Here is a 26532-nt window from a genome sequence, read left to right as displayed (position 1 = left end):
TTGGCTTGGTATTTGAGCCGCAAGGGAACCGATCATGGATGCCGATGTCTCGCTCGATTGCGCGGGCTTGAAATGCCCGATGCCGGTGCTGCGCGCGGCCAAGGCGTTGCGCGGCATGCAGGACGGACAAGTGCTGGAGGTCATGGTCACCGACAAGGTGGCGCCCAAGGATTTCCAGACCTTCTGTCGCGAGGGCGGGCATGCGTTGCTTGCCACCGAGGTCCTGGGTGACACACCCCATGGGCAATTGGTACGGTTGCGTATCCGCCGGGGCGGTTGATCTGTCGCACTGACAGGCACATCCCCGGCGCCCATGATGGATATTGGCCACGACCGGCGCTTCAAGAACCGGCGGGCCAGTGAGGGAATGACCGGGGACGTGGCACCGCATGAATACTCTGCTTTTCTCCCACCATGACTGCCTGGAACATGACACGGGCTATGGCCATCCCGAATGTGCCGACCGGCTGCGCGTCGTGCTGTCGGCGCTGGAGGATGAGGCCTTCATGTTCCTGGACCGGCGGGACGCGCCGCTGGCGACACGGGAACAACTGGAGCGGGTGCATCCGCCCGCCCATGTGACGGCCCTGCTGGGCGCCATTCCCGACAGCGGCCATGGCAGCATCGATGCCGATACCGTGCTGTCGCCGGGCACGGGGCAGGCGGCCTTACGGGCCGCCGGGGCCGTGGTGGCCGCCGTGGATGCCGTGTGTCGGGGGGAGGCGCGCAATGCCTTCTGTGCCGTGCGTCCGCCGGGGCACCATGCGGAGCCGGACCAGGCCATGGGGTTCTGCCTGTTCAACAATGTCGCGGTGGGGGCGGCGCATGCGCGGGCCACGCACCGGGTACGCCGTGTGGCCATCGTGGATTTCGACGTGCATCACGGCAATGGCACCCAGACCTTTTGCCAGCATGATCCGGACCTGTTCTATGGTTCCACCCATCAATGGCCGCTTTATCCCGGTACCGGATCGATCCGGGAGAAGGGGGATTTCGGCAATGTGGTCAATGCCTGTCTGCCGCCCATGGCCGGCAGCCCGGAATTCCGCCATGCCATCCAGAACCAGCTGATCCCGGCCCTGGACGCGTTCCGCCCCGACCTGCTGATGATCTCCGCCGGGTTCGACGCGCATATGCGCGATCCGGTGGGCGGGCTGGACCTGACGGAGGAGGATTTCACCTGGGTCACGCAGAAGCTGATCGAGGTGGCGGACCGCCATGCCAAGGGGCGGATCGTTTCGGTTCTGGAAGGCGGCTATGACCTGCGCGCCCTGGCCAACAGCACGGCGGCGCATGTGAAGACATTAATGGTCGCCTGAATGAATCCCGTGTTTCCGGCAAGGCCACCGGCATTGGCGACTGGTATGTCCCCCTCATCCCTGCGTGGTACTTGAACGCCAGGGCCGGGGGACATACAGTCCGCCCTTCCGAGAAACAGTGCCGATGCCATGACCGACCAGACCCTGCCCCCCGATATCGCCGCCCTCAGCTTCGAGGACGCGCTTGCCGAGCTGGAGCGGATCGTCCGCCAGTTGGAGGAAGGCAAGGCCAAGCTGGATGACGCCATCCAGTCATACGAGCGTGGCACCTGGCTGAAGCGCCATTGCGAGGCGAAGCTGCGCGAGGCGCAGGCCAAGGTCGACCGCATCACCATCGCCGCCGACGGTACCATCGGTGCCGAGCCCGCCCGCCTGGATTGAGGCCCGAACGCCCATGCCGTCTTTGCCCAAGACCCTGACCGCCGCCATGGCCGATACCGTGGAACAGGTGGAAGCCGCCATCGAGGTGCTGCTGCCGCGCACCAACCTGATGGAGGCGCGCCTGTTCGACGCCATGCGTTACGGCTGCCTGGGCGGCGGCAAGCGGCTGCGGCCCTTCCTGGTGATGGAAAGTGCCCGGATGTTCGGGGTCAGCCCGGCCTGCGCGCTGCGCACCGCGGCGGCGGTGGAGTTCATCCATTGCTACAGCCTGATCCATGACGACCTGCCGGCCATGGATGACAGCGACCTGCGCCGCGGGCGCAAGACCGTGCATCTGGAATTCGACGAGGCGACGGCCATCCTGGCCGGCGACGGCTTGTTGACCCAGGCGTTCGAGATTCTGGCCGATCACGAGACGCATGAGGACCCGCAGGTGCGCTGCAAGCTGGTGGCGGCCCTGGCCAAGGCCGCTGGCCCGCGCGGCATGGTCGGCGGGCAGATGCTGGACCTGATCGCGGAGACGACACCGCTGGATATCGGCGCCATCACCCGGTTGCAGCGCCTGAAGACCGGCGAGATGATCGCCTTTTCCGCCGTGGCCGGTGCCATCCTGGGCAAGGCGGGCGCGCCGCAGCATCATGCGCTGCAGGCCTATGCCCATGATCTGGGTCTGGCCTTCCAGATTGCCGACGATCTGCTGGATGTCGAAGGCACGCAGGACGAGGTCGGTAAACCGGTGGGCCGTGACGACGTCGCTGGAAAAGCCACATTCGTCTCCATCCTGGGTCCGGAGCGGGCGCGTGATCAGGCGCGCCGGCTTGCCGGTCAGGCCGCCCAGCACCTGGAGATTTTCGGGGACCGGGCCGACATGCTGCGCCAGGTGGCGCATTATGTCGTTGAGCGGCGCACATAAAAACGAAGTAAGAGGTGGGGACGATGTCCCAGTCGAAGACGCCGTTGCTGGACCAGGTCAAGATCCCCGCCGATCTGCGGCGGTTGCAGCCCGCACAATTGCGCCAGTTGGCCGATGAGTTGCGCAATGAGACCATCGACGCCGTCTCCGTGACGGGCGGCCATCTGGGTGCTGGTCTGGGCGTGGTGGAACTGACCGTCGCCATCCATTATTGCTTCGACACGCCGGACGACCGGTTGATCTGGGATGTGGGGCATCAAGCCTATCCGCACAAGATCCTGACTGGGCGCCGCGACCGGATTCGCACCCTGCGCATGGGTGGCGGCCTGTCGGGCTTCACGAAAAGGTCGGAGAGCGAGTACGACCCGTTCGGCACGGCCCACAGCTCCACCTCCATCTCCGCCGGCTTGGGCATGGCGGCGGCGCGCGACCTAGCCGGGCGCACCAACAATGTCGTGGCGGTGATCGGTGACGGGGCGCTTTCGGCCGGCATGGCCTATGAGGCGATGAACAATGCCGGGGCGCTGCAATCACGCCTTGTCGTCATCCTGAACGACAATGACATGTCGATCGCCCCGCCGGTGGGGGCGCTGTCGGCCTATCTGTCGCGGCTGATTTCCTCCAAATCCTATCGGGGTTTCCGTGATTTCTCCAAACAGGTGGCCGAGCATCTGCCGCGCCCGCTGCTGAACGCCGCGCGGCGGGCGGAGGAATATGCCCGTGGCATGGTGACCGGCGGGACGCTGTTCGAGGAACTGGGCTTCTATTATGTCGGTCCCATCGACGGGCATAATCTGGATCATCTGCTGCCCGTGCTGGCGAATGTCCGCGACGATCCGCGCGGCGGGCCGGTGCTGGTGCATGTCGTCACGCAGAAGGGCAAGGGCTATGCCCCGGCCGAGGCATCGGCCGACAAGCTGCATGCTGTCGGCAAGTTCGACGTGATCACCGGCACCCAGGCCAAGCCCAAGGCCAATGCGCCCTCCTATACCCGCGTCTTCGCCGACAGCCTGATCAAGGAGGCGGAAAAGGACGAGAAGGTGGTGGCGATCACGGCGGCGATGCCGTCGGGCACCGGCCTGGACCTGTTCGAACAGAAATTCCCCAAGCGCAGCTTCGACGTGGCCATCGCCGAACAGCATGCGGTGACGTTTGCGGCCGGCATGGCGACGGAAGGGTACAAGCCGTTCTGCGCCATCTATTCCACCTTCCTGCAGCGCGGGTATGACCAGCTGGTGCATGACGTGGCGTTGCAGAACCTGCCCGTGCGCTTCGCCATCGACCGCGCCGGGCTGGTGGGGGCCGATGGCGCCACCCATGCCGGCGCCTTCGACGTCGCCTATCTCGCCTGCCTGCCCAACATGGTGGTGATGGCGGCGGCCGATGAGGCGGAGCTGGTGCATATGGTGGCGACCTGTGCCGCCTATGATGCCGGCCCTATCGCCGTGCGCTATCCGCGGGGCGAGGGCGTGGGTGTGGAAATGCCGGAACAGGGCGAGCCGCTGCCCATCGGCAAGGGCCGCGTTGTGCGCGAAGGTACCAAGGTCGCCATCCTGTCGCTGGGCGCGCGTCTGGCGGAGGCGTCGAAGGCGGCGGAGGATCTGGCGGCGCTGGGCCTGTCCACCACGGTGGCCGATGCCCGCTTCGCCAAGCCCATCGATATGGGGCTGGTGGAGCGGCTGGTGCGTGGGCACGAGGTGCTGATCACCATCGAGGAAGGGTCCATCGGTGGCTTCGGCAGCCATGTGCTGCATCATCTGGCGGTGGAAGGCCTGCTGGATATCGGCTGCAAGGTCCGGCCGATGGTGCTGCCCGACACCTACCAGGACCATGACAGCCCGGTGAAGCAGTACGAGCAGGCGGGGCTGCAGGCCCGCGACATCGTCAATACGGCGCTGAAGGCGCTGGGCGTGGAGGGGAGGGCGGCGGTGGGGGCGTGAGGTGACGCTCTGCAGCGATGTACACGACAGCTGCAGCCAGAAGCCCATCTAATCAAGTCCAGCCTTCCGTTTAGCGCGTCGCATCACAAGTTTGCGTGTACAATTTATTTGTTGACGCCGGCAGCTTTATGAGGCTAAATGCACCTATCGGTTCATGTTTCGTGAGCCGTTTTTTGAATTAAATTAGCACCAAATTTGGTTCACTTTACGTCCGCGTTATAGCGGAGGTAAAGATGCAATCCGGTGAGAAACGCCTGCCCGTGCAGTTCTGTGCACTGAGTAGCGGGGCGGAGCCGGTACATGACTGGCTGCTAACATTCAGCAAGGAGGATCGTGCTCAGATTGGTGAAGACCTGAGCGTGATTGAGTTTGGCTGGCCGATCGGAATGCCAACCTGTCGCCCGATGGGTGGCGGGATTTTTGAAGTGCGCACGCATCTCAGGAACCGCATCGTGCGGATTTTGTTTTGCGTGCATGAAGGGCGGATGGTCCTGCTTCATGGCTTCATCAAGAAGACCGAGAAGACGCCGCAGGCCGATCTTGATCTGGCCAAGGATAGAATGAAGAGACTTTGATGCAGAGGCTTGTGCCCCCTGCGTCACGACGTGAGGGCAGAGCGATGGAAGAGAACCGTACATATGTCGGGTCGTCGTTGGACGACCTTCTGGCTGAAGACGGTACCCTGGAGCGTGTGAAAGCCCGCGCTCTGAAGCGGGTGATCGCTTGGCAGCTCTCTCAGGCCATGGAAAGCCGGAACCTGACCAAGACGGAGATGTCGGAGCGCATGGGGACCAGCCGCACGGCCGTGGACCGGCTGCTTGATCCGACCAACGGCTCCGTGACGTTGCTGACCCTGGAACGCGCAGCCAGCGCCGTTGGCAAGCGGTTGCGCGTTGAACTGGTGGATGGTTGACGCAGTGCCGTAGGTCAGGTCGAGCAAAGCGAGCCCTGACACCCACCGGCGCCGTCGCTTGTCAGGGCTCGCTTTGCTCGACCTGACCTACACCCGTTGGGGTTGCTCTTTCCTCACGTCATCCCGGCGCATGCCGGGACCCAGGGGCCAAACGCCCGACCTGTCAGCAGCTTTGATCGACGCCGCGTATAGGTTTGATCCTGTGGCCCCTGGGTCCCGGCTTTCGCCGGGATGACGAAAAGGGGGCTGTTTCCGGTCAACCGCAAACCGGCCTCAATGCGCCTCCGCCCACGAAGCCCCCACACCGGCCTCGGCCACCAGCGGGATGCCGATATCGGCGGCACCTTCCATCACCTTGCGCACCAGGGCAGAGGTCGCCTCCACCTCGGCTTCCGGCACTTCGAACAGCAGTTCGTCATGCACCTGGAGCAGCATGCGGGCCTTCAGGCCGGCATCCGTCAGGGCGCCGGGCAGCTGGATCATGGCGCGCTTGATGATGTCGGCGGCCGTGCCCTGGATAGGGGCGTTGATGGCCTGGCGCTCGGCATAGGCCTTGCGCGCACCCTTCTCCTGGATGCCGGGGATCCAGCATTTGCGGCCCAGCAGGGTGCGGACGAAACCGTCGCGCGCCGCCTCGGCCTTGGTCTTTTCCATATAGGCCTGCAATTCCGGGAACCGTTCGAAATAGGCCTTTATGAAGGCCCCGGCCTCGCCCGGTGCGATGCCAAGCTGGCGGGACAGGCCGAAGCTGGAGATACCGTAGATGATGCCGAAATTGATGGCCTTGGCCCGGCGGCGGATTTCAGAGGTCATCTGGTCCATCGGCACGCTGAACACTTGGGACGCCGTCATGGCGTGGATGTCGATGCCGTCGCGGAAGGCCTTTTGCAGGGCCGGGATGCCCGCCATCTCCGCCACCAGCCGCAATTCGATCTGGCTGTAATCCACCGACATGATGCGGTGGCCGGGGGCGGCCACGAAGGCGCGGCGGATCTTGCGCCCTTCCTCCGTGCGGATCGGGATGTTCTGCAGGTTGGGGTCGGTGGAGGACAGGCGCCCCGTTGAGGTGGCGGCCAGCGCGAAGCTGGTATGGACGCGACCCGTCTCGGGGTTGATCTGTTCGCCCAGCGTGTCGGTATAGGTGGATTTCAGCTTGGCGAATTGCCGCCAGTCCATGACCTTCTGACAGATGGGAATGCCCAGGTCGGCCAGTTCCTCCAGTACGGAGCTGTCGGTGGACCAGGCGCCGGTCTTGCTGCTTTTCTTGCCGCCCGACAGTTTCATCTCGTCGAACAGGATCTCGCCCAGCTGCTTGGGGCTGCCGACATTGAAGGAACGGCCGGCCAGAACGTGGATTTCCGCTTCCAGCTCCACCAGGCGCTTGGCGAAGTCGGTGGACAGTTCCTTCAGGACATGGCGGTCGACCAGCACGCCTTCCATCTCCATCCGCGCCACCACCTGCACCAAGGGGCGCTCGATGGTCTCGTAAACCGTGACCATGCGGTCGGCCAGCACGTCATGGCGCAGCACGTGCCAGAGGCGCAGGGTGATGTCGGCATCCTCCGCCGCATACGCCGTGGCCTTGTCCAGCGGCACGCGGTCGAAGGTGATGCGCGCCTTGCCGGTGCCCGTCACCTCATCGAACGAAATGGTGGTCACGCCCAGATGGCGCTGGGCCAGTTCGTCCATGCCATGGCCATGCTTGCCGCCGCCGATGACATAGGAGCGCAGCATCGTGTCGTCGATGGGGGTGACGGTGACGCCATGCTTGGCGAACATCTGCCAGTCGAACTTGATATTGTGCCCGACCTTCAGCACGCCGGGATGTTCCAGCAGCGGCTTCAGAAGTTCCAGGGCACGGGCCAGCGGCACCTGTTTGGGCGGCGGGGCGCTGTCGCCGAAATCCAGGCCGCCTGTCGATCCCTCCTTGGGCGTGGACGGGTCGATATGGGCGACGGGGATGTAGCAGGCACGGCCGGGACGGGTGGCCAGCGAGATGCCCACCAGACCGGCGCGCATCGGGGTCAGACCGTCGGTTTCCGTATCCACGGCGACCACCCCGGCCTCGATCCCCTCCGCCACCCAGGCGGCCAAAGCCTCCTCGGTATCGACCAGGATATGCTCGACCTTGTCCGGGCGCGGCACATGGGCGTCGGCGCGCACCTCCGTGGTGACGGCGGAGGGGGCGTAGGAACGGCCGTCCAGCGCGGCGCGCAGGTCGCGGCGGTTGACTTCCGACACGGTACCCGTGGCGGCGCTGATGGCGGCGCCATCGGCCAGGGTGCCGTCGGCCGCGATCTCTGCCTTGACCTTGGCGATGATGGAGCGGAAACCCTGCACGCCCAGCCAGGACAGCAGGCGGGCCGTGTCCGGCTCCCGCACCTTCAGCTCGTCGACCGGTACCGGGACGGGGGCGTTTTCGTCCAGCTTCACCAGCCGCTTGGAGATGCGGGCCAGATCGGCATTTTCCAAGAGCTTCTGCCGGCGCCCGGCCTGCTTGATCTCCCCGGCGCGTTCCAGCAGTGCTTCCAGCGAGCCATATTCGGTGATCAGCTGGGCGGCGGTCTTGATGCCGATGCCGGGCACGCCGGGGACATTGTCGACGCTGTCGCCGGCCAGGGCCTGGACATCGACCACGCGGTCGGGCGCCACGCCGAACTTCTCGAACACCTCGTCCGGGCCGATCATGCGGTTCTTCATCGGGTCCAGCATGCGGATGCCGTCATCGACCAGCTGCATCAAATCCTTGTCGGACGACACGATGGTGACGGGCCGGCCCTGGGCGCGGGCCTGACGGGCATATGTCGCGATCAGATCGTCGGCCTCGAACCCTTCCAGCTCGATGCAGGGCAGGTTGAAGGCTTCCACCGCCTCGCGGATGATGGCGAATTGCGGACGCAGATCCTCCGGCGGGTCGGGACGGTGGGCCTTGTAGTCCGGATAGAATTCATTGCGGAAATTCAGGCGCTTGCTGTCGAAGATGATGGCGACAGCATCGGCCTTCAGTTCCGCCAGCAGGCGCATCAGCATATTGGTGAAGCCCATCACGGCATTCACCGGCGTGCCGTCCGGCCGGTTCAGCGGCGGCAGCGCGTGGTATGCCCGGAAGATGAAGCCGGAGCCATCCACCAGATAAAGCGGGGTGCCATCGGCCGGGGGCAGGGCAGGGCTGGCGGCGTTATCGGTCGGCATGGGGCGGCCTGTCGTTCCGGCTGTGTTCTCAGGCTCGGAACATGGCGCAACGGGGCCAGGATGTCGAGGGGATGGTGGGGGGGGAGCGGTTGCATCCGATGAAGTTTGGGCACCGTCGTTACCGCCCCTCCAACCGTCACCCCGGCGGAAGCCGGGGCCCAGGCGCTGAGCGGCGTCTGCCGCGATATGGAGTCATATCAGCGCTGACCGCGCCTTACACTGGGCCCCGGCTTTCGCCGGGGTGACGGTAGAGAGTGTGAGCAATCTCGCGGCCCACCCACCATCCCCGCTCAATACCGCTTGAACCGGTCCAGCAGCCGGTCGATGTAATCGCGCTCGGCCTTGGGGCGGTTCTGTTCCCCGGCACGGCGGCGCAGTTCCTCCAGGATTTCGCGGGCACGCTGCATGTCGGCCTCGGCAGGGATCTTCACCTCCTCGCCATTCAGGGTGCCGGAGCCGGGCAGGGGGCGGCCCAGTGGGTCGCGGCCCTGCTGGCGGCCGGTGCGCGAGGGCTGGCCGCCGGCCTGACCAGGGCTGGACCGGGCCATCTGTTCCTGCATCGACTGCATGGTCTGCTGAAGCTGTTCCAGCGCCTCGCCCTGCGACGCCACGGCCTGATCGGGGGCCCCGCCGCGCAGCGCCTCGGCGGCGTCCTTCATGGCGCGTTCGGCCCGGCCCAGGGGGCGGGGGATTTCGCCGCCGATCTCTCCCAGTTTCCGCATGATCTCGCCCAGCTCGCCCCGCAGGTCATCCTGCTGGCCGGCCATGGCCTGACCGGGCTGTCCGCCCTTGGCCCCCTGGCCCGTCTGCGGCTGCCCGTTGGGGGAACGGTTCTGGCGGTTGGGCATGCCCATGCCGGGCATCTGGTTGGGGGGCATCTCCTCCGCCCGGTCGAACTGTTCCTGCTGATGGCTGAAGGTCTCGTCCATCAGCTTCTGCTGCTGCTTTTGCAGCTCCCGCAGCTTCTGGGTCAGTTCTGCCAGGGCCTGGCCCTGCTGGTTGGCCTGTTGGTTCTGCTGCTGTTGCTGCGGCTGGCCATTCTGCAACCCCTCCATCATCTGCTGGAGCTGCGACAGCATCTGGCGCGCGGCCTCGTGGTTGCCGGACTGGGCCAGGTCGCGCATCTGGCGGACCATGGCCTCCACTTCCTCGCGCGTCATGGCCTGGGTGTTGGGGTCGGCTTCGCCCTGCTGGGGCTGGGCCTGCCGTTGCTGCGTCTGCTGGGCCTCCTGCTGCTCCAGCGCGTTCATGAATTCCTGCATGGCCTGTTCCAGGCGCTGCATGGCCTGGTCGATCTCATCGGCCGGGGCATTGCGGTCCAGCGCGTCCATCAGCGCCTTCTGCGCGTCGCGCAGCTCGCGTTCGGCCAGCGACAGGTTGCCATCCTCGATCCGCAGGGCCACGTCCCACAGCATGCCGATGGTGCTGGGGATCGTGTCGGGCCCGGCATTGCGCATCAGGCGGCCCACGGCGGAACGCAGGGCCAGGAAGGCAAGCGGATCGCCGCCATAGCCATCCAGGTTGACCGACAGATCGTGCAGGGCCCGGCCGACCATGGGCCGCACCACCTCACCCATCAGGATCAGGGTCTTGCGCTGTTCGATGACGGCCTTGGCGACCGGATGGTTGAAATGGCGTTCGGGCAGGGGGATCTGCTGTTCCGCACTCTGCGACACCTGTCCCGCACCGTCGGTGGCGCGCAGGCGGATGGTCACCGGCATGCCGGCCCAGGGGTGGCCCGACAGGTCGTGGAAGCCGGTGCCCGTGATCTCCCGCTTGTTCTTCGACGGGACGGGCAGGGGCAGGTCGATGGGCGTGCGGTCGATGGCGCCGGGTAGGTCGGTGGCGAGCGTCACCGTGGCGGTGACGGCATGGATGCCGTAATCATCGGCGGCGGTGTAATCGATGCGCAGGGCATTGCGCTCCGTCCCCTTGGGCGGGGTGCGGAAGGCGATGCCCGGCGGCTGGTCCGGCACCAGCCGGATGGGCCAGGAGGCAACCTCGCGCCCGAACTGCCGCACGGTGACGCCCTCACCCGCCGTCAGGGCCAGTTCCACCTGATGGCCACCGCCGGCCACGGGCTGGAAATCCAGCTCCTGGCCATTGGCCAGCAGCACGGGCGTGCCATAGCCGCCGTCCAGCCGCACCACCAGCTTGGTCCCGGTGGGCAGGAACAGCGGCTTTTCCTCCGTCTCTTCCGCGCCAGCGGGCTTCTTCGCGGTCAGGAAGACGGGCGGCTGGCCGGTATAGTCGGGCGGGGTGGCCCAGGCATCCAGGCGGGTCGGGGTCAGCAGGCCGCCCATGCCCAGCGGCGGGAATAGGGCGCCGGCCGTGCGGTGGCCCAGATCGCCCCAGCCGATCGTCGCCCCCACCACCATCAGCAGGCATGCGGCCACGCGCAGGGCCCAGGGGTCGCGGGCGGGCAGGCGGCTGTCGGGCAGGTCCAGGCGCAGGCCGGTGGCCTGCTGCTTCGCCCGCTCCTGCGCCAGCCGCCACAAAGCATGGGCCAGCGGGTCGCCGGCGCCGCCGGCGATACCGTCCTGCAATTGCGCCAGGGGGCGGTGGGAAAGCCGGCTGTCCTGTTCCAGGCGGCGGCGGGCGTCACCCTCCGTCGGCTTGCGGAAGGTGCGGAACCCCTGCCAGGACAGAAAGCCGATTCCCCCCAGGATGGCCAGCAGCAGCGGCACATGCAGCCAGGGGGACATATGGATGAACAGGCCGGCCCAGGCGGCGGCCAGGAACAGGCCCAGCAGCGACAAAGGCCGCCACAGCGCGGGCCACAAAGCCTCCCACCACAGGACGGCGCGGGCCAGCTTCAGCGGCCGGCTGTCGGCATCGCCGGGCAGGGGGGCGCGGCCCGGCAGGCTGCTGCCCGGCACGGAGCCCACGCGGTAGCGCGACAGCACCGCCCGCAGCCTGGCCGCCAGGGTCCGGGCCGGCGCGGGGCCGGCCGAACGGGGGCGGGGATTGCTGGACGGGGCGGGGCGGGGCGGCATCTGTCGTTCAAACCTTAGCAGTTCGCCCGACAGCCTACCCCGCTTTCGCCGTTCAGGGGGAGAGCCAATCGGGCATGGCCTCGAATGCCAGGCTGTCCTCGAAGCTCGGGCGGCGGCGAACCACGTCGAACCTGTCCCCGGTCACCAGCACCTCGGCCACCAGGGGACGCGAATTATATGTCGAAGACATGGCGGCGCCATAGGCTCCGGCCGTCAGGAAGGCCAGCAGCTCACCCGGCGCCACCGGCGGCATGGGGCGCAGGCGGGCGAACGTGTCGCCCGTCTCGCATACCGGGCCGACAATGTCGGCATCAGCCAGCACCGCGTCGGCGGCGGGTTGGGCCACGGGCACGATTGTGTGCCAGGCCTCATACATGGCCGGGCGGATCAGGTCGTTCATGGCGGCATCGACGATCAGAAAGCGGCGGTGCAGGCCGTCCTTCACGAAGATGGTGCGGGTCAGCAGCAGGCCGGCGGCGGCCACCAGCGACCGGCCGGGCTCCAGCGTGACATGGCAGCCCAGGTCGCCCACCGTTTCGGCAATGGCCTTGGCATAGGCGTGGTAATCGGGCGCGGAATCCTCATGCTTGTAGGGCACGCCCAGGCCGCCGCCCAGGTCGATGCGGGACAGCGGCACGCCGTGGGCCTTCAGGTCGCGCACCAGACCGGCCAGCTTGTCGAAGGCCTTGCGGAAGGGCGTGGTCTTCAGCAGCTGCGATCCGATATGGACGGCGATGCCCACGGGATCGATACCGGGCAGAGCCATGGCGCGGGCATAGGCTTCGCCGGCATGGGCGAAATCGATGCCGAACTTGTCCTCCTTGCGGCCGGTATTGATCTTGCCGTGGGTTTCGGCATCGACATCCGGGTTGATGCGGATGGCGACGGGGGCGGTCAGGCCCAGCTCCACGGCCACGGCGGACAGGGCGTCCAGTTCCGGCAGGCTTTCGACATTGATCTGGTGGATGCCGGCCTGCAGGGCCGCTACCAGCTCGTCACGGGTCTTGCCGACGCCGGAAAAGACGATCTTGTCCGCCGGGGTGCCGGCGGCCAACGCGCGGCGCATCTCCCCCACCGACACGACGTCGCCGCCGGCACCCAGCTTGGCCAGGGTGCGGATGACCGCCAGGTTGGAATTGGCCTTCAGCGCGTAGCAGATGGTGACGTCCTGGCCGGCGAAGGCATCTTCATAGGCCTGCCACGCGGCCGTCAGGCCCGCCGTCGTATAGACATAGGTGGGTGTGCCCACGGATGCCGCGATGTCGGCCAGGGCCACGCCCTCGGCATGCAGCTGGCCGTTGGTGTACTGGAATCCTGGAACGGGGAAGCAGGTCATTGTTGCGGCTTTTCGGTCGAGGGCGGCGTGGAGGGCTTGGGATCGCTGGCCGGATCGGGATAGGTGCGCGGCGGCGGGCTGCCCGGCGGGGCCTTGGGAAAGTGCGGTTTCATCCCGCAGCCGGCGAGCGCCAGCAGAGCGGCGAGGAGGATGGCTTTGCGCATGGGATTGATCCTTCCGACCGGCCGTGTCACAGGAACCGTTTCTTCGCGGCGTCCACCGCCTCGCGCACGCGAACCGGGGCGGTGCCGCCCAGGCTGGTGCGGCTGTTGACCGAGGCTTCAAGGGTCAGCACGGCATAGACGCCGTCGGTGATGCCGGGATGCACCTCCTGCATCTTGGCCAGCGGCACCTCCGCCAGGCCGGTGCCGGCATTTTCCGCCAGCTTCACGATGCGGCCGGTGATGTGGTGGGCGTCGCGGAACGGCACGCCCAGGGTGCGGACCAGCCAGTCGGCCAGATCGGTGGCGGTGGGGAAGCCCGCCTCCACCGCGCGGCGCATGCTGGCCGGGTCGGGCGTCAGGTCGCGGATCATGCCGGTGGTGGCGGCCAGACAGAGCGCCAAGGTCTCGTCGGCCATGAAGACCGGCTCCTTGTCCTCCTGCATGTCCTTGGAATAGGCCAGCGGCAGGCCCTTCATCACGATCAGCAGGCCGTTCAGCGCGCCGATGACGCGGCCGACCTTGGCGCGCACCAGCTCGGCCGCATCCGGATTGCGCTTCTGCGGCATGATCGAGCTGCCGGTGGTGAAGGCATCGGTCAGGCGGATGAAGCGGAACTGGCTGGTGCACCAGATCACGATCTCTTCGGCCAGACGCGACAGGTGGGTGCCGCAGATGCTGGCCGCGGCCAGGTAATCCAGGGCGAAATCGCGGTCGGACACGGCGTCCAGCGAATTGGCCGTGGGCCGGTCGAAGCCCAGCGCGGTGGACGTGGCGTCACGGTCGATCGGGTAGGGGGTGCCGGCGAGTGCTGCGGACCCCAGCGGGCATTCGTTCAGGCGGGCGCGGGCGTCGCGCATGCGGGCGCGGTCGCGGCCCAGCATTTCCACATAGGCCAGCAGATGGTGGCCGAAGGTCACCGGCTGTGCCGTCTGCAAGTGCGTGAAGCCCGGCATGATCAGGTCCGGGAACTGTTCGGCCCGGTCGATCAGGGCTGCCTGCAACGCCTTCAGGTCGCCATCCAGCCGGTCGAACGCGTCGCGCACCCACAGCTTGAAATCGGTGGCCACCTGATCGTTGCGGGACCGGGCGGTGTGCAGGCGGCCGGCCGGCTCCCCGATGATCTCCTTCAGGCGGGATTCCACATTCATGTGGATATCCTCATTCTCCACCGTGAAGGTGAAATTGCCCGCCGCGATCTCTCCGGCCACCTGATCCAGCCCGGCCAGGATGGCGTCGCGGTCGGCATTGCTGATGATGCCCTGGGCCGCCAGCATGGTGGCATGGGCCTTGGACCCGGCGATATCCTGCGCCCACAGCTTCTGGTCGAAGCCGATGGAGGCGTTGATCTGCTGCATGATGGCGGCGGGACCAGAGGCGAATCGCCCGCCCCACAGCGCGTTGGCATCGGGTCCGGCGGCGTTGATCTGGGGCTTGGTCTCGGTCATCGTCATTCTGCGTCAGTATAGAGGGTTGACGGCGGGGCCGTCGGGCACGAACTCTGTCGCGGCACGAAGGCACGCGGCCAAAAAGATTCGACAGAGGGCAGAATGGCGATTTTCAGACGCATCGCAACAATCGTGGCCGTGGGTACAGCAATTCTCGTAACGGGGGGCTGCGGCGAGAAGACGGAAAATTCCGCCGCCACCGCCGCCAAGCAGGCGCCCATGCCCCTGTTCCAGGGGGAGGCGCGGCCGTTTGTGGCCAGCCCCGACCGCCCGCCGTTGCCGGCCCTGTCGATCACCGACAAGGATGGGCAGCCGGTCGATCTGGCCGCGTTCAAGGGCAAGGCGCTGCTGATCAACCTGTGGGCCACCTGGTGCGCGCCCTGCATCCGGGAGATGCCGGCGCTGGATCGGCTGCAGGCCGACATGGGCGGCGACAGGTTCCAGGTGCTGGCCATCTCCGTCGATCGCGGCGGGTTGAACGAGGTCGGGCCGTTTTTCGAGAAGGCGGGGATCAAGTCCCTGCCCATCTATCTGGATCAGAAGATGACCAGCATGAAGGCCTTCCCCCTGAAGGAAGGGCTGCCGCTGTCGATCCTGGTGGATGCGGAGGGGCGGGAGGTCGGCCGTCTGGCCGGTGCCGCGCATTGGGACGGGGCGGAGGCCAAGGCGCTGATCGGGTGGGTGATGCGGTAAGGGGCTTTTGCGAAGCTGCATTGACCGTTCCGGCCAATGCAGCCCCTCAGGCGCCGGGCGCCGCCATCCGGCGGCTTGGCTACGGCGGGCATGTGCCCGCGGGCGCTCAACGCGCCAACCAACCGACAATGGGTTCAACTCATTGTCGGTTGGTATCATCCACCCCTGGCCAGCTTCTCCACCGCCTGCCGCAGCAGCGGTTTGACCTGCGATGCCGGCATGCGGGCGAGATTGGGCAGGTCGTGGGTGCGGCCGATCTCCTTGGCGACCAGCCAGCCCAGATAGTAGCCCCGGCGTAGCGGCAGGTCGCCGCCGGCGGGGGCGCGCCGGGTGGAGAACAGTTCCCCGGCGATGTCGTCATCCACCAGATCGAGCTGGGCCAGCAGCGCCTTGAAGCTCTCGGCCTGCCGGGCCCGTGTGGCGCCGGCCATGCCGGCGGGGAAATCCAGCAGCAGTTCCGGTTCCGTGGCGTCGGGATTCAGGGTGGCGGCGGCATGCACGGCCAGACCCTCCGTCCACAGGCCGCACCAGATGGCCTCGCACGCGCCCAGATAGGGTTCGTGCAGGACATGGAACAGTTCATGGTGGAAGAAGGGCGTCTCGCTGGCCCAGCCCTTATGCACCCGCGCCATCATGTCGGCCCCGAAGATCAGATAGGGCTTGCCGTCGAACTCCCGCGTGCCGCCATCCATGCGGTTCAGCGAATGCAGCAGATAGATGGAATGGGCGGGCGTGAAGCCGGGGAACATTTCCCGGAACCGGGCCAGATTGCGCGCCAGATCACCGTCGAATGCCCGCAGCTTGCGTTCATATTCGGCGCGGATGTCGGGGAATTTCTCGATGCTGTTGGCCAGCAGCGTATCCCACTTGGCCTTGCGTTCGGCATCGGCGTTCGGTGGGGGCAGATAGAAGGCGGGGAACTCCACCGCCACCTCCGCCTTGAACCGCGCCACCCGCTGATCGAGGGGCAGGCCTTGCGTTGCGTCGATGAATTCCACGAAGCGCCAGCCCAGGTTTTTCACCGTCAGCGGTGCCGGCGCCTGGGCCGGGACGGATGCGGCACCCAGCGACAGGGTGGTGGCCAGCAGCAGGGCGGCAAGGGACCGGCGGGGCGACATGGACGCGTTTCCTGATGATTATCGTTGCAGGCGTGGAGGATTGCCGTGCCTGTCCGGCGAAGGAAAGTGCCAATTCGGTACGACGTCACAAGCCTGCAAAAAAGTGCTTGATCCCGCTCCGCCAATCGCATAGAAAGCGCGCCTCGCACGGCTCTAGTCCCCATCGTCTAGAGGCCTAGGACACCGCCCTCTCACGGCGGTAACAGGGGTTCGAATCCCCTTGGGGACGCCAGCGATTTCAAGCACTTACGAAATCGCCACCGGCCAGTGTCCAGTTTGTGTCCAGTCGGCGTTTCGGGTGGCCCTCGGTGGCTAGCAGGCCCGCCGCACGCTGTAACAGCGGGCCTTTCCCAGCGACAGATGCCCTCCAGCCCCGGCAAGGGGTGAGCCGGCCGGGCTGGCACAGGCACAGATTGCCCGTAGCCCGCTTGGTGGGATCAGGTAGATTGAGCGAGGGCGGCGCGCACCTTGCTGAGCGTAACCTCTCGCTCGGCAGGCGTCATCTCACATACCATCCTGAGGCCCTCTGTAACGTCCTTCTGCCAAGCGCCGACGTCGTCACAATTTGGTGGAGCAGTGAGTTTGATGGTAATTTCCATTGGCCACTTAGACATTGTTGCCTCCGTTAAGTTGCGATCAGCAATAATGATGGCGTCTTCCGGTGCATGCGTTGGCTTGTAGTGCCTCCGGAAATTCACAGCGCTGACCGTCGTGTCTACGATCAAACCTTCACCGGCAGAGCCCGATCCAGCCACAATAAGCGATGTTCCACAGCGCGATGTTGTTCTCTACGAGCGCGCCCACCGGCGGTTCCGAGAGGCCATCCCACCCCCTGGCAATGTCGATATCTCGCACCACGGCGTCGGAGTCCCAGATCAGCATCAGGGCCAGGACGGCCATTCCGATTGGGTTCTCCGGCATTATCGACGTGACCGCGTTCCGCAACCGTTCCAGTTCCAGATAGGGGGCGTCGTCATCCGGCTGATCCGCCGATAACGGCCTGGTGTTGAACGCCCTCTGGTATTCCAGGAAATCGTAATAGGCTTGAACCATCGGGCCATCCGGGCCGGCTGCTGTGATGCTGGAAACACCGCGGCGAGACTGCTGCGCCGGCGCTTCGGCGACCGTATCAACCGGGTATGTTGCAGCTGAACCAGCCAGCGCTCCCCGAGGCACCGCTCGGCGAACTCGCCGCCCCGATAGAGCGGATTGTCCAAGGTTCGCTGCGTTAGGCAAAGCGGCTGCGTTTGGATTGGCAGTAGCCATGATCCAGTCTCCTATAAAACGGGGTTTGGTCAGGCCGGAGCAAGAATAGTTGCTGCCCGGTCACTTGCGTCAGCGACGCAACATCGCTACACTGTCACCATAATATGCGGCGGTCAAGGTGATTGTCGCTACGGTGTAGCGAGGTCTTTTGAATGTCTCCCACTCAATGCCGTATGGCGAGGGCAGCTCTCGGGCTCGGCGTCCGCGAACTCGCCGCCTTGGCGGTTGCGTCGACCAATACTATAACCCGCTTCGAACGCGGTGAATCCCTCTACCCCCGCACCGTCGATGCCATCCGTGCGGCTCTTGAAGGTGCCGGCGTCAAGTTCCTGGACGCTGGCGCTGCTTCAGACGGGGGCGGACCTGGGGTGCGGCTTCGGGACGTCCCGTGACCGACAGCCCACAACCCCGCCGCACCGGGATCCTGTCCGATGATTTCCTGACAATCGAGGATCTGATGGAGGCGCTTCAGGTGTCACGCTCGACGGTGACCAGCATGGTTCAGTCGGGCCGATTGCCGCCACCCTGGGCCCTGTCGAAGCGGGTGATGTGGTTGCGGCGGTCTGAGGTGGAGAAAGCCTTCGGCTTGTCAGGGATAAACCCGCAAAACCAGCAGCGCGGAAAGAGGTTGCGGGACGTTGTCTGGTAACTGTTGGCCGCCTGGCCGAAAGGCTTCCGGCCTGCGCATGGACGGTGATGTTATCGAGCATTTCCGTGCCACCGGCGAAGGCTCCGATGCGCTGATCACACCGACAGAGGGTGCACCCAAATTTGGGTGCACCCCGGCCGCGGACATAGCCGGCCGGCCGTGGGCCACGGTGGCGCTGGCCATGGTGCGGGCATGGCCGCGCTATGGCCAGCGCCAGATCATCAGAATCCATCCCATTCATCCCGCTGCGGATCGACCACCCGGCTTACCCGCGAGCGATCGGACGGCGTGAGCCCGAACCGGGCCAGCCAGCCCTGAAGGCGCCTGTCCGCGTCGGCGATCATGGCCACTTCGGGCCTGTGCTTTACCTGGGCACCCGAGCGGCCGCACACCACATAGGTCGGTTCTCCGCCCTTTGCGATGATGACTGGTTCGGTGCCCCCGCCTGGGTCAAGAACAACGTCCCTTGCCAGCGCGTCCCGCAGTCGGCGCAGGTCGGCGACCGTCTCGGCCAGCGCGGCCAAGGCGAACACATCGGCGCAGGTCATCACACCCATCCCGTCCAGGATGGTGACAAGCTCGCCCCAGGCGGCCGCAGCTTTCACGGACAGGTCGGCGGGTGGGCTGGGCCGTTCGCGCGCTGGCGTCGGCTCATTACCATTCCGCCGGTCTGGCCTATCGGTGCCCGCCACCACTTTGAGGTGTGTCGGCTTGCGGGGTCGACCTTTTGTCATGTGACTATGCTCCTACAACCATTGATATGTGCCGCGAACCCCTCGAAAACGGGTACTTTTTCCCCCAATTTTGACGGCGGACAGAAAGAACCAAGGGCCGGTAGGGGGTGCCGACCCATTTAGATGGAAAACCCCCTACCCCCTGGGGGGGGTCTGCGGGGGTGCCCTCCACCCCCCCGGGGAGGCAGGCCCAGCGCCCCGCACCCTTCCGCTTCAGGTCAGGCGCTCCGTGAGGTCGAGAAGCCTTGCCCGCGCCCGTGCGGCCCGATGGGCGGGGGTGATGCCTGGATCATCAAGGGCCAGCCCAGACCCGTCGGCAACACTCGGCTTCGTGAGGTCGAGAAGCCTTGCCCGCGCCTGTCGGGCCCTGATCTGATCGGGCGTCATCGCCTTGCCGCCACCCATGCGGGCAATGACGGCGCCGCGGAACCGCACGGCCGCCGGCTTGCGGGAGCGCCCGACGGCACCCCGTTCCGCCGCCTCGATGGCCAGCAGTTCGTTGACCTCTTCGACCGTCATGGATATCAGCGCCTCGCCCATGGCGGCCATGATCCTGCCCAGCATTTCAGGAAGCGGGGAGCCGTCACCCTCGCGCGCGGCCTCAGCCTCTACACATTCCTCAAGCCAGGAGAGTTCCGACAGCAGCCCCGCCAGCCGTGCGCACTCGTACAGGCCCTTGACGCGCACCCCGCGACCACGTGACCGCTCCGTTACCTGCGCATCCGCGTTGGCGGGCACGGACACGAAGGACAGTTCCAGCAGTTCCGACTTCAGATAGCGCTGCGGGCCGCCGGGCCGGCCCCGGTCCATCGGTTCGGCTTTCAGCACGTCGAACCCGATGGAGACGGTATTGACCACGCCAGCCTTCACCAGGCCGCACACCCGGTCGGCATGTTCGCAAATCCCTTCAGGTGCGAATTCGACCTCAGCGACCAAGGCGCCGCGCTCCATCCGGGGATAGGCACGGCCGATGGGGAGATCGGGATCATGACCCCAGAGAACCGGGACCGATGCGGGAAACTCGATCCCCGATTGCTGCACAACCTCCCCGGTTCGGTCGATGCCGTCGCTGCTGCACTGGACGCGAACGCGACGCGGGCCCAAGGCCTGCGCCTGTCCGCCAGCAAAGCTCTTGCGCATGGTCATGTCTTACACCTCCGTCGCCGCGCCTGCCGCCACCAGGGCGGCGGCTTCGGCCTTGATGACCTTGATGGTGGTTCCGGCTGTCACGGTCCCCGGCTGGCGAATCGCGGCGCCCGTATAGCTGAAGCGCTGCGGATAGCCCGGCGGGTTCCACAACGTGTAGTCGGCGGACAGCAGCACGGTTGCGGGCACGTCCGAGACCAGCGGCCCCATTTTCACGATGACGGGTTGCCCGCCGGCCACCCCGACCTGCAGGGTTGTGTTGTCATACATGCGCGGCCTCCGTCCCGAAGTCCGCCGCGCCGCTCCGCACCAGGGCGATGGCGGTCATATCCGGTAATGCCATCTCATCGCCGACGATCGATGTCCCGCCGCTCGGTATCTCCACGCCTGCCCGCAGGTAGGTGACAACCTTGTGACCGTCGGGCACATGATCCGGCCGCTTGTGCGGTGCGCGCGGGGGCGTCTTCGGACGGGGCGCCGGCGGGTCTGCCCGCACCCGTCGGGAAGCAAAGCCCGCCGTCATAGGCGCGGCAATCGGCTTGGCGGTGGGTGCAGGAACAGGCGCCGGGGGCACGACACCACCGATGACGGGTACGGCCCGCATGTCGGGAAGCTCGTTGACCACATGCCGGGCCCATGCTTCGTAGCCTTGATCGTTCACCATGCCGACATAGGCCGCCGGGTGAATGCCGCGCGGCCACGGTTCCTCGCCAAGATCAGCGCGGGCAGCTTCATAGGCAGCATGGGCCTTGTGGTTGACGGCCAGCAAGGCGGTGACAGCCTCCCCAACGGCCGCGAAATGTGCCGCTGCCGCCGCCTTGTGCCGCTCTACCGTCTCGGCCCTCTGGCGGTCCCGCAGACCCTTGAGCGTGTCCGTGACCGCGGCCAGTTTCAGCGGCGCCGCGTCAACGGCGTCCTGTGCCGCCTGCAAGGCCTGGGCATGGGCCCGCAGCCCCTCGGCATCATCTTCCACCAGCAGCGCCCGCCGGCGTTCTTCTGCGCTGGCGAGCGCCGCGACGGCCGCTTGCCGCTCGATCTCGATGTCGCGGATAGCCTTCTCAGCGGCTGCAATCTGGTCATGCAACGGAATGGGCGCCGCACCCTTCCGGGCGCTGCCCGTGATGGCGGCAAGGATCTGTTTCAGGTTCATGGATTGTTCCCTTTCGTCATGTCGGCCGGATGGGCCTGGATTGCCCCGGCGGCGACGCTGCCCAGCAGCCCCGGCAGGGCCGGTCGGTGTCGGGCGCAGGCGATGACCAGGGCCGCCAGCCGGTCATGCATATGATGGGCGGCGGCAGCGCTATTCAGGGCATGGCGCGCAAGGGCCATGGCGTGGCCGGCAATGGCCAGGGCCAGTGCCTCACCGACGATGGCGCGGGCGCCCATGTCGCGGGCAGCGCTGGGCTCCAAGGCATCAAGCGCGCCGCTCCGCAAGAGGTGCTGCCGGATGTCCGCCTCGGCGACAGCCGCTTGCCGCTCGGTGTCGAAATCGGCGAGCGCCGCCAGCGACGCGGTAATCATCTCACTCGCGGTCTTCATGCCGGTTCCGCCTCCGTGACGGGGGCGACGGCGCGCAACTTCGCCACGTCATCGGGCCATGCATGGATCTGGCGTTGCTCCATCCCGTGCCGGTTGACCGTGGTCAGGATCAGCCGCCCCCCGACGGGGTTTCCCGGATAGCGGGCGGCAGCCATCTTGCGTTGCGCATTGGCGATGCCCCGGAACATGGCCGGCGGGTCGTTGGCGTGGCGGGTATCGGGCGCGAATTCAGGCAGCAGGCGCGGCTGCATGTCGTATCGGCCCGGCTGGATCGGTTCGGCAAACAGGGTGCCCCGGCTTTCGATCCATTCCAGGTAGTGGCCCACGGGTGCGCCGGCAGCGTCCGACCATCCGACGATAGTGACCTCGCCATCCATGCACCCGGCCCGGCCCATTTGATAAAGGCTGGCGTCGAGGATCCGTTGCATGAAGCGTTCGGCCTGCGGAATCAGGCTGTCGATACCTGCGGGCATGCTGGTGACGCTGACCAGGATTGCGGCATTCCAGGCCAGGGCGGCAGACCCGCGCGTGGCAATGGCGAGCCTATGGTGAGGGACGATGATGCATTTCGACACCTCGCCCAAGACACGACCGGCGACGTCGTATCCGAAGGTGTCTGTGCACAACATGCCCTCCCGCTTGGTGAGCAGGACGTTGACGACGCTCATGCTGCCTTCCTTTCCGAAAAGACAATGACCAGGGTCGGGCGCCGGGTGCGGCGTCCCGGCCCCCAGCGGTTGCCGACGACGTTCCCGACGAATGACGACAGCCCCTTAGGCACCCCGAAGAAGTCGCCGATGGTCGTGGCCACGGTGCTGCCGATCTGGGCGTTACGCTGTTGGTGTTCGCTGCGTTCGCCGAACAACTCGCCAACGAGGTTCCCGAGCGCCTGGCCGGCTGCTGCGCTGTCCAGCAGGCTATTGCCCAGTTCCGCGAAGCCCTGGGATACGCTCCCCGTGATGTCCTTGAAGTCTTTGAAATCCGCTATCAGGTCGGCCACACCTTCGGCCGTGCCGGTCCAATCGCCTTCGGCCATCGATGTGAACAGGTCGGCCGCGCTGCGACCTGCGGCCTTGGCCCGGTCGAGCAACTCGATTTCGTCTTCCAGGCCGGCCCGCCGGCGGCGTTCGCGTTCGTAGCGCTCAACTTCCAGGGTGGCGGCAGCCGACAATTCCCCATTGGCGGATTTCAGCGAAGCGGCGAACCTTTCGACATCGGACTTGATGTCCAGTTCCACCACCTGCCGACGTATGGACTTGGTGTCGGTGCCCGCGACCTGCGCCGCCAGCAGATCATTGCGCACCCGAAGGGCGTCGATTTCCTCAATGATCGCTGTGCGGCGCTTCTCTTCAGCCGCGGTGGCTTCATCCATGGCCTGTCGACCGGCCGCGCGCAATTCACCCAGGCGCTGCTCAATCCCGATCAGTTCCAGCGTCGTTCGACCTTCCTTGCCCTTCAGGTCGTTCAGTCGTTCGATCGCTGCGGCATAGGGCTGATACGCCCGCTCGGCCGCGCTGATCCCGTCCGCCTGATCCCGCATGAACCTTTCGCTATCCTCCATCACGTCGCTGAACTGCGCCCGGCTCCGCAACATGGCGTCACCTTCGGCCGCAGCTTTCTTCAGCTTGTCCAGCGCTGCCGCAAACCGGTCCTGCGCCTCCGTGGCAAGGTCCGTTTCCTCCCGGATGCCCAGCAGCTCCTTTTGCGCCTTGGTCGCGGTGCCGTTGTAGAGCGCCAATTGCGCGGTGACGATGGCCAGCGTCTCGCCCTGCTTGGTCCACTCCCTTACGGTGGCCGTCAGACTTCCGGCCAGCTTCTGCGCCTCCGCGTCCCCCTTCGACAGCAACGCCACCGCTTCGGTTAGCTGGCCGGCGTTCAACATGCGTTGCGCCTGCGACTGGACCGTTTGACCCTGGAACGGATCAAGGTTGATCCCAAGAAATGAGTTCGAGGTGGCCTTGAAATATTGCTCCATCTGCTTGGTGGCATCGTCCAACTGCTGCTTGCGAGCCTTGAAGATGTCCGTCTGTGCCATCTGGAGATCGAGACGCTGAAGATCCTGCTGCGCCTTGGTCTGCTTATTATAGGCCTTGGTGAGTTCCTCCACCGACGTCTTGCGATCATCAATCACGCCATTGAGGCGGTCCGACACATCGGCGAACAGCTTGGATGCCTCCCGCGTATCGTCGGTGGCGTCGCCAAGGTCCACCATACCGAAGACGGCGGCGCCCACGGTCACCGCCATGCCGGCCAGCGCACCGGCGGGTCCGAAGAACCCGAGAAGCTGGCCAGCCTGCATCGCAATGGCCTTCATCGCGTCCCCGCCGGCTAGAACCTGGGTTGCCACGTCACCGACCTGATAGCCGACCTGCTGAAGGGCGCCCCCAAGGCGCTTGTTCGATCCTGCTGCGTTGTCGTTGGCCTGCACCATGGCCGCCGCCGCCCCGGTCGTGGCACGGGTGAGGCGGGCGGTCTGCGCTTCGTGCTGCGCTGTCAGCTTGGTCAGGGCGGCGGCCTGCCGATCAGCGCTCACGCCGACAGCCGCGCCGGCTGCAGTCACCAGGTTGACATTCTGTTCATACCGGCGATTGAGGTTTGCCAGCTTTGCGGCTGTCGGGTCGAGTTGGCGCTCAAGCCGTTCGAATGCCGCCGCCGTGTCCTTCGTCTTGCGCTCCACACGTTCGGTCGCACCCACGACACGCCCGGCCGTCTCCACCATCGCGTTCATGTCGGCAGTGGCCGCTGCCGCCTCGCCACGCAAGGCGCTGGTGTCGACGTTGATTGCGAGAACGGGTTCCGCCATGGTCAGCGCCTTTCGATGATGATGGCCGGGTAGGTCAATTCACCCCGCCGGGCCTTTCCGCCCTGAAGTCGCACGAAGGAGTAGGAGACGGTCACGCGCTGGCCGTGTCGGCGCCGTGTGGCGACAGCCGCGCGTTCGGTGAACAGGGGAGGCACCTTCACCACGAAGGGCAGCCCAGCCGCGTCCTTGCCCACCTCCAGCCGGCGGGAATAGGGTTCGTCGTTGGTGACCACGACGCGCTTCGCGGTGGGCGGGATCGCGTCGGGGCCGGACACTGGGGCGCCGTCGGCCATGACAAACCAGGCATCCCGGTATTTCCCGGACTGCCTGGGCGAAAGGCGCCGGACCTCTTTCAGGGCGAACGCCGCCGCCTCTCGGATCATGCTGGGATAGCTGAATTCGTATCGGATCAGGCCATACGGCTTAACGGCATCTTCCAACGCGTCGCGGCGGCCGTCGACAATGGTGGTGACGGCCGGCGGATTGTCCTTCACGGTGGCCAGGTGCCGGGCCAGCACGTCGCGGGCCACCACGGCGTGAACCTTTTGCACCTCGGGCGGCTGAAGACTGCCCAGCGCCAGCGATATGGTTTTCTCGAAGCTGGCCAGGGCCTGCCGGGCGGAAGCGGCCGGCATCGGGGATGACGGCAGACGGGCGAGCTTCGCGGCCTTGGCGGGCCGCACGGATCGGCCGGCGGTGGCGCTGGGCACTGCATCGAAACGCCCGGTGGCGGGGTTCCACACGCGCCGCGACGGCCGGGCAAGGCCGGGGGTGTGACGGCTCGCGTCCATCACGCACCCTCGCGGGGGATGGACTGGACAACCGCCCGCATCGCGTGCACCGCATCAAGCAGGGTCGGCGCGTCGGCAAAGGGCGGCGGGAGCGCGGGGAGGTGCGGGGCCGCCTGTCGGGCCAGTGCGGCCATGGGGGCAATCGTGGTTTCGAGCGCTGCCAAGCTGTCAAGCACACGGTCGCGGGCGGCGCCGCTGTGCTTATTGAGAAGGGTCCGCACCCTGTCGGCATAGCGCGCCCGCGCAACCCTGCGGCGGGCCGGCGGCGGGGGTGGCAGGACATCGGGAAGCGTGTTGATGGGAATGGTCATGTCGCTGCCTTGGTCGGGGATGGCGCGAACGCGTCTGGGCTGTCGAGATATTCCAGGATCTGGCGAAAGGCCGGCTCCAGGCGTTCGGCCGTCAGCAGCTCCGCGACGGCCTCGGGCGTGAAGGGAAACGGCACCCCGTCCATGTCGACAGCCGGCCACCCAAGAATGCGCAGGGCCAGCCGGTCCAGTTCATTGAGGCTGGTGTCAGCATCGGCGGCAACGGTGGCCGGGTGGCAGGGGCCGGCGACGGTGACGTGCCATCCGGTCGGGGTGCCATCCGGGTAGGAGATCGGCACATCCGCCACCATGACCGGCATGATGTCGTCAAGGCAGATGGGAACGGGGGCGGTGGTGGTGGACATCGGCCTTCATCATCTGAGTTGAGGGCGCGGCCCGCGCCGGGTCGGGGGTTCCACACGGGCCGCGCCGTCCTGTACAGGTCATCGGGGGAGCTATCCCGCTCCTGCTGCCGGTGTTCCACGCACCGCCGGCTGACGGCCGCCCACAGCCCAACGGGGCGGCAGGGTCAGATAAGCAGATGGGGGGAGCGCGCGGGGAGTGACGGATAACGGAAATCGTCACCGGTGAGGGTCGATGATCAGGCGAGTGACGGCCAGGGTATAGGCCGCCCGCACCGCTGCCGCATCGAGCGCTCGGCGTTCGTCCAGCAAACCGGCATTGATCAGCGCCGCGATAAGGTCGTTTTCCGGGAGCGCCACCGCGAAGACGGCAAGGCCGCGCCGCTGCCGACGTCGATAGGCGCGTTGGCGTTCGGCGTGGGTCAGGGCCGGCATGCCGGCCCCCTGTTTTGTTCCAGCCCCCACCCCCAAGAGGGGTGCTGGATATATACGTAGTATATAGGGGACACCCGCCGCAGACTGCC

The 26532-nt window shown here is 66.4% G+C and carries 27 protein-coding genes and 1 tRNA gene; 10 read left to right on the top strand and 18 right to left on the bottom strand.

Annotation, left to right across the window (positions count from 1 at the left end):
* The first annotated feature begins 34 nt into the window (after positions 1 to 34).
* The 7 genes from ACM9HJ_RS16745 (at position 35) to ACM9HJ_RS16715 (ending at position 5466) form a co-directional block, all read left to right on the top strand.
* Entirely contained in the window at positions 35 to 280 is a 246-nt protein-coding gene (locus tag ACM9HJ_RS16745) for a sulfurtransferase TusA family protein (protein WP_416572892.1), read from the top strand.
* A 109-nt stretch (positions 281 to 389) separates the two neighbouring features.
* Positions 390 to 1319 (top strand): histone deacetylase family protein, encoded by a 930-nt coding sequence (locus ACM9HJ_RS16740; protein WP_416572891.1) that lies wholly within the window; start codon positions 390 to 392, stop codon positions 1317 to 1319.
* Positions 1320 to 1448: 129 nt separating this feature from the next.
* Complete coding sequence (locus ACM9HJ_RS16735; RefSeq protein ID WP_094457321.1) at positions 1449 to 1700, top strand: exodeoxyribonuclease VII small subunit; 252 nt, start codon at positions 1449 to 1451, stop codon at positions 1698 to 1700.
* A gap of 13 nt (positions 1701 to 1713) precedes the next feature.
* Complete coding sequence (locus ACM9HJ_RS16730; RefSeq protein ID WP_416572890.1) at positions 1714 to 2613, top strand: polyprenyl synthetase family protein; 900 nt, start codon at positions 1714 to 1716, stop codon at positions 2611 to 2613.
* 23 nt (positions 2614 to 2636) lie between these two features.
* Positions 2637 to 4553, top strand: a complete 1917-nt coding sequence (gene dxs / locus ACM9HJ_RS16725) for a 1-deoxy-D-xylulose-5-phosphate synthase (protein WP_416572889.1) — start codon at positions 2637 to 2639, stop codon at positions 4551 to 4553.
* A gap of 233 nt (positions 4554 to 4786) precedes the next feature.
* On the top strand, positions 4787 to 5128 hold the full coding sequence (locus tag ACM9HJ_RS16720; RefSeq protein WP_416572888.1) for a type II toxin-antitoxin system RelE/ParE family toxin: 342 nt from the start codon (positions 4787 to 4789) through the stop codon (positions 5126 to 5128).
* A gap of 44 nt (positions 5129 to 5172) precedes the next feature.
* Positions 5173 to 5466: a helix-turn-helix domain-containing protein gene (locus ACM9HJ_RS16715; protein ID WP_416572887.1), complete on the top strand. Its 294-nt coding sequence runs from the start codon at positions 5173 to 5175 to the stop codon at positions 5464 to 5466.
* A gap of 273 nt (positions 5467 to 5739) precedes the next feature.
* Here the strand turns inward: ACM9HJ_RS16715 and polA are convergent, their stop codons facing one another.
* The 5 genes from polA to argH form a co-directional block, all read right to left on the bottom strand.
* Positions 5740 to 8658 (bottom strand): DNA polymerase I, encoded by a 2919-nt coding sequence (polA, locus tag ACM9HJ_RS16710; protein ID WP_416572886.1) that lies wholly within the window; start codon positions 8656 to 8658, stop codon positions 5740 to 5742.
* Positions 8659 to 8948: 290 nt separating this feature from the next.
* Positions 8949 to 11654 carry a TIGR02302 family protein gene (locus tag ACM9HJ_RS16705; RefSeq protein WP_416572885.1) on the bottom strand — a complete coding sequence of 902 codons (2706 nt, stop codon included), beginning with the start codon at positions 11652 to 11654 and terminating at the stop codon, positions 8949 to 8951.
* A 52-nt stretch (positions 11655 to 11706) separates the two neighbouring features.
* The gene (lysA, locus tag ACM9HJ_RS16700; protein ID WP_416572884.1) at positions 11707 to 12990 is read right to left on the bottom strand and encodes a diaminopimelate decarboxylase; all 1284 of its coding nucleotides are present in this window, start codon (positions 12988 to 12990) and stop codon (positions 11707 to 11709) included.
* Complete coding sequence (locus ACM9HJ_RS16695; protein ID WP_416572883.1) at positions 12987 to 13154, bottom strand: hypothetical protein; 168 nt, start codon at positions 13152 to 13154, stop codon at positions 12987 to 12989. The genes lysA and ACM9HJ_RS16695 overlap by 4 nt, the downstream gene beginning before the upstream one ends.
* Before the next feature lie 26 nt (positions 13155 to 13180).
* Positions 13181 to 14599, bottom strand: a complete 1419-nt coding sequence (argH, locus tag ACM9HJ_RS16690; protein ID WP_416572882.1) for an argininosuccinate lyase — start codon at positions 14597 to 14599, stop codon at positions 13181 to 13183.
* Positions 14600 to 14701: 102 nt separating this feature from the next.
* Here argH and ACM9HJ_RS16685 point away from each other — a divergent pair, with 102 nt between their 5' ends.
* Positions 14702 to 15292 carry a TlpA family protein disulfide reductase gene (locus ACM9HJ_RS16685; protein ID WP_416572881.1) on the top strand — a complete coding sequence of 197 codons (591 nt, stop codon included), beginning with the start codon at positions 14702 to 14704 and terminating at the stop codon, positions 15290 to 15292.
* 155 nt (positions 15293 to 15447) lie between these two features.
* Here the strand turns inward: ACM9HJ_RS16685 and ACM9HJ_RS16680 are convergent, their stop codons facing one another.
* Positions 15448 to 16410, bottom strand: coding sequence for a hypothetical protein (locus ACM9HJ_RS16680; RefSeq protein ID WP_416572880.1), 963 nt, complete (start codon positions 16408 to 16410; stop codon positions 15448 to 15450).
* A 156-nt stretch (positions 16411 to 16566) separates the two neighbouring features.
* On the opposite strand from ACM9HJ_RS16680, the gene ACM9HJ_RS16675 reads away from it, so the two are divergent.
* A tRNA-Glu gene (locus tag ACM9HJ_RS16675) sits at positions 16567 to 16642 on the top strand.
* A gap of 497 nt (positions 16643 to 17139) precedes the next feature.
* Here ACM9HJ_RS16675 and ACM9HJ_RS16670 read toward each other — a convergent pair.
* Entirely contained in the window at positions 17140 to 17676 is a 537-nt protein-coding gene (locus ACM9HJ_RS16670; RefSeq protein WP_416572879.1) for a hypothetical protein, read from the bottom strand.
* A 388-nt stretch (positions 17677 to 18064) separates the two neighbouring features.
* Here ACM9HJ_RS16670 and ACM9HJ_RS16665 point away from each other — a divergent pair, with 388 nt between their 5' ends.
* Positions 18065 to 18325, top strand: a complete 261-nt coding sequence (locus ACM9HJ_RS16665; protein WP_416572878.1) for a helix-turn-helix transcriptional regulator — start codon at positions 18065 to 18067, stop codon at positions 18323 to 18325.
* Between the two features lie 221 nt (positions 18326 to 18546).
* Here the strand turns inward: ACM9HJ_RS16665 and ACM9HJ_RS16660 are convergent, their stop codons facing one another.
* The 11 genes from ACM9HJ_RS16660 to ACM9HJ_RS16610 all read right to left on the bottom strand — a co-directional run bounded on the left by ACM9HJ_RS16660 (position 18547) and on the right by ACM9HJ_RS16610 (position 26443).
* On the bottom strand, positions 18547 to 19059 hold the full coding sequence (locus ACM9HJ_RS16660) for a P27 family phage terminase small subunit (protein WP_416572877.1): 513 nt from the start codon (positions 19057 to 19059) through the stop codon (positions 18547 to 18549).
* A 213-nt stretch (positions 19060 to 19272) separates the two neighbouring features.
* Positions 19273 to 20205 (bottom strand): HK97 family phage prohead protease, encoded by a 933-nt coding sequence (locus ACM9HJ_RS16655; protein WP_416572876.1) that lies wholly within the window; start codon positions 20203 to 20205, stop codon positions 19273 to 19275.
* 3 nt (positions 20206 to 20208) lie between these two features.
* Positions 20209 to 20475: a hypothetical protein gene (locus ACM9HJ_RS16650; protein WP_416572875.1), complete on the bottom strand. Its 267-nt coding sequence runs from the start codon at positions 20473 to 20475 to the stop codon at positions 20209 to 20211.
* Entirely contained in the window at positions 20468 to 21355 is an 888-nt protein-coding gene (locus tag ACM9HJ_RS16645; protein WP_416572874.1) for a hypothetical protein, read from the bottom strand. Before ACM9HJ_RS16645 ends, ACM9HJ_RS16650 begins: the two co-directional genes overlap by 8 nt.
* Positions 21352 to 21744: a hypothetical protein gene (locus ACM9HJ_RS16640; protein WP_416572873.1), complete on the bottom strand. Its 393-nt coding sequence runs from the start codon at positions 21742 to 21744 to the stop codon at positions 21352 to 21354. The genes ACM9HJ_RS16645 and ACM9HJ_RS16640 overlap by 4 nt, the downstream gene beginning before the upstream one ends.
* A complete protein-coding gene (locus ACM9HJ_RS16635; protein ID WP_416572872.1) occupies positions 21741 to 22412 on the bottom strand; it encodes a hypothetical protein in 672 nt (223 codons plus the stop codon). Before ACM9HJ_RS16635 ends, ACM9HJ_RS16640 begins: the two co-directional genes overlap by 4 nt.
* A complete protein-coding gene (locus ACM9HJ_RS16630; protein ID WP_416572871.1) occupies positions 22409 to 24547 on the bottom strand; it encodes a hypothetical protein in 2139 nt (712 codons plus the stop codon). Before ACM9HJ_RS16630 ends, ACM9HJ_RS16635 begins: the two co-directional genes overlap by 4 nt.
* 2 nt (positions 24548 to 24549) lie before the next feature.
* A complete protein-coding gene (locus ACM9HJ_RS16625) occupies positions 24550 to 25338 on the bottom strand; it encodes a hypothetical protein (protein ID WP_416572870.1) in 789 nt (262 codons plus the stop codon).
* Complete coding sequence (locus ACM9HJ_RS16620) at positions 25338 to 25649, bottom strand: hypothetical protein (RefSeq protein ID WP_416572869.1); 312 nt, start codon at positions 25647 to 25649, stop codon at positions 25338 to 25340. Before ACM9HJ_RS16620 ends, ACM9HJ_RS16625 begins: the two co-directional genes overlap by 1 nt.
* Positions 25646 to 26011, bottom strand: coding sequence for a hypothetical protein (locus ACM9HJ_RS16615; RefSeq protein ID WP_416572868.1), 366 nt, complete (start codon positions 26009 to 26011; stop codon positions 25646 to 25648). Before ACM9HJ_RS16615 ends, ACM9HJ_RS16620 begins: the two co-directional genes overlap by 4 nt.
* A 216-nt stretch (positions 26012 to 26227) precedes the next feature.
* Positions 26228 to 26443, bottom strand: coding sequence for a hypothetical protein (locus tag ACM9HJ_RS16610; RefSeq protein ID WP_416572867.1), 216 nt, complete (start codon positions 26441 to 26443; stop codon positions 26228 to 26230).
* Positions 26444 to 26532 lie beyond the last annotated feature (89 nt).

The sequence above is a fragment of the Niveispirillum sp. KHB5.9 genome, assembly GCF_048066115.1.
In the GTDB taxonomy this organism is placed as follows: domain Bacteria; phylum Pseudomonadota; class Alphaproteobacteria; order Azospirillales; family Azospirillaceae; genus Niveispirillum.
Note: the sequence above shows the minus strand (reverse complement) of the source record. Positions and strands in the feature narration are given on the sequence as shown.

Excerpts from the sequence above, each read along its gene's own strand:
- ACM9HJ_RS16655 (WP_416572876.1), bottom strand. The coding sequence starts at position 20,205 with ATGACCATGCGCAAGAGCTTTGCTGGCGGACAGGCGCAGGCCTTGGGC.
- ACM9HJ_RS16635 (WP_416572872.1), bottom strand. The coding sequence starts at position 22,412 with ATGAGCGTCGTCAACGTCCTGCTCACCAAGCGGGAGGGCATGTTGTGC.
- dxs (WP_416572889.1), top strand. The coding sequence starts at position 2,637 with ATGTCCCAGTCGAAGACGCCGTTGCTGGACCAGGTCAAGATCCCCGCC.
- ACM9HJ_RS16735 (WP_094457321.1), top strand. The coding sequence starts at position 1,449 with ATGACCGACCAGACCCTGCCCCCCGATATCGCCGCCCTCAGCTTCGAG.
- ACM9HJ_RS16650 (WP_416572875.1), bottom strand. The coding sequence starts at position 20,475 with ATGTATGACAACACAACCCTGCAGGTCGGGGTGGCCGGCGGGCAACCC.
- ACM9HJ_RS16685 (WP_416572881.1), top strand. The coding sequence starts at position 14,702 with ATGGCGATTTTCAGACGCATCGCAACAATCGTGGCCGTGGGTACAGCA.
- ACM9HJ_RS16720 (WP_416572888.1), top strand. The coding sequence starts at position 4,787 with ATGCAATCCGGTGAGAAACGCCTGCCCGTGCAGTTCTGTGCACTGAGT.
- ACM9HJ_RS16610 (WP_416572867.1), bottom strand. The coding sequence starts at position 26,443 with ATGCCGGCCCTGACCCACGCCGAACGCCAACGCGCCTATCGACGTCGG.
- ACM9HJ_RS16695 (WP_416572883.1), bottom strand. The coding sequence starts at position 13,154 with ATGCGCAAAGCCATCCTCCTCGCCGCTCTGCTGGCGCTCGCCGGCTGC.
- lysA (WP_416572884.1), bottom strand. The coding sequence starts at position 12,990 with ATGACCTGCTTCCCCGTTCCAGGATTCCAGTACACCAACGGCCAGCTG.
- ACM9HJ_RS16645 (WP_416572874.1), bottom strand. The coding sequence starts at position 21,355 with ATGAACCTGAAACAGATCCTTGCCGCCATCACGGGCAGCGCCCGGAAG.
- ACM9HJ_RS16715 (WP_416572887.1), top strand. The coding sequence starts at position 5,173 with ATGGAAGAGAACCGTACATATGTCGGGTCGTCGTTGGACGACCTTCTG.
- polA (WP_416572886.1), bottom strand. The coding sequence starts at position 8,658 with ATGCCGACCGATAACGCCGCCAGCCCTGCCCTGCCCCCGGCCGATGGC.
- ACM9HJ_RS16640 (WP_416572873.1), bottom strand. The coding sequence starts at position 21,744 with ATGAAGACCGCGAGTGAGATGATTACCGCGTCGCTGGCGGCGCTCGCC.
- ACM9HJ_RS16670 (WP_416572879.1), bottom strand. The coding sequence starts at position 17,676 with ATGGCTACTGCCAATCCAAACGCAGCCGCTTTGCCTAACGCAGCGAAC.
- ACM9HJ_RS16630 (WP_416572871.1), bottom strand. The coding sequence starts at position 24,547 with ATGGCGGAACCCGTTCTCGCAATCAACGTCGACACCAGCGCCTTGCGT.
- argH (WP_416572882.1), bottom strand. The coding sequence starts at position 14,599 with ATGACCGAGACCAAGCCCCAGATCAACGCCGCCGGACCCGATGCCAAC.
- ACM9HJ_RS16660 (WP_416572877.1), bottom strand. The coding sequence starts at position 19,059 with ATGACAAAAGGTCGACCCCGCAAGCCGACACACCTCAAAGTGGTGGCG.
- ACM9HJ_RS16745 (WP_416572892.1), top strand. The coding sequence starts at position 35 with ATGGATGCCGATGTCTCGCTCGATTGCGCGGGCTTGAAATGCCCGATG.
- ACM9HJ_RS16615 (WP_416572868.1), bottom strand. The coding sequence starts at position 26,011 with ATGTCCACCACCACCGCCCCCGTTCCCATCTGCCTTGACGACATCATG.
- ACM9HJ_RS16705 (WP_416572885.1), bottom strand. The coding sequence starts at position 11,654 with ATGCCGCCCCGCCCCGCCCCGTCCAGCAATCCCCGCCCCCGTTCGGCC.
- ACM9HJ_RS16625 (WP_416572870.1), bottom strand. The coding sequence starts at position 25,338 with ATGGACGCGAGCCGTCACACCCCCGGCCTTGCCCGGCCGTCGCGGCGC.
- ACM9HJ_RS16740 (WP_416572891.1), top strand. The coding sequence starts at position 390 with ATGAATACTCTGCTTTTCTCCCACCATGACTGCCTGGAACATGACACG.
- ACM9HJ_RS16620 (WP_416572869.1), bottom strand. The coding sequence starts at position 25,649 with ATGACCATTCCCATCAACACGCTTCCCGATGTCCTGCCACCCCCGCCG.
- ACM9HJ_RS16730 (WP_416572890.1), top strand. The coding sequence starts at position 1,714 with ATGCCGTCTTTGCCCAAGACCCTGACCGCCGCCATGGCCGATACCGTG.
- ACM9HJ_RS16680 (WP_416572880.1), bottom strand. The coding sequence starts at position 16,410 with ATGTCGCCCCGCCGGTCCCTTGCCGCCCTGCTGCTGGCCACCACCCTG.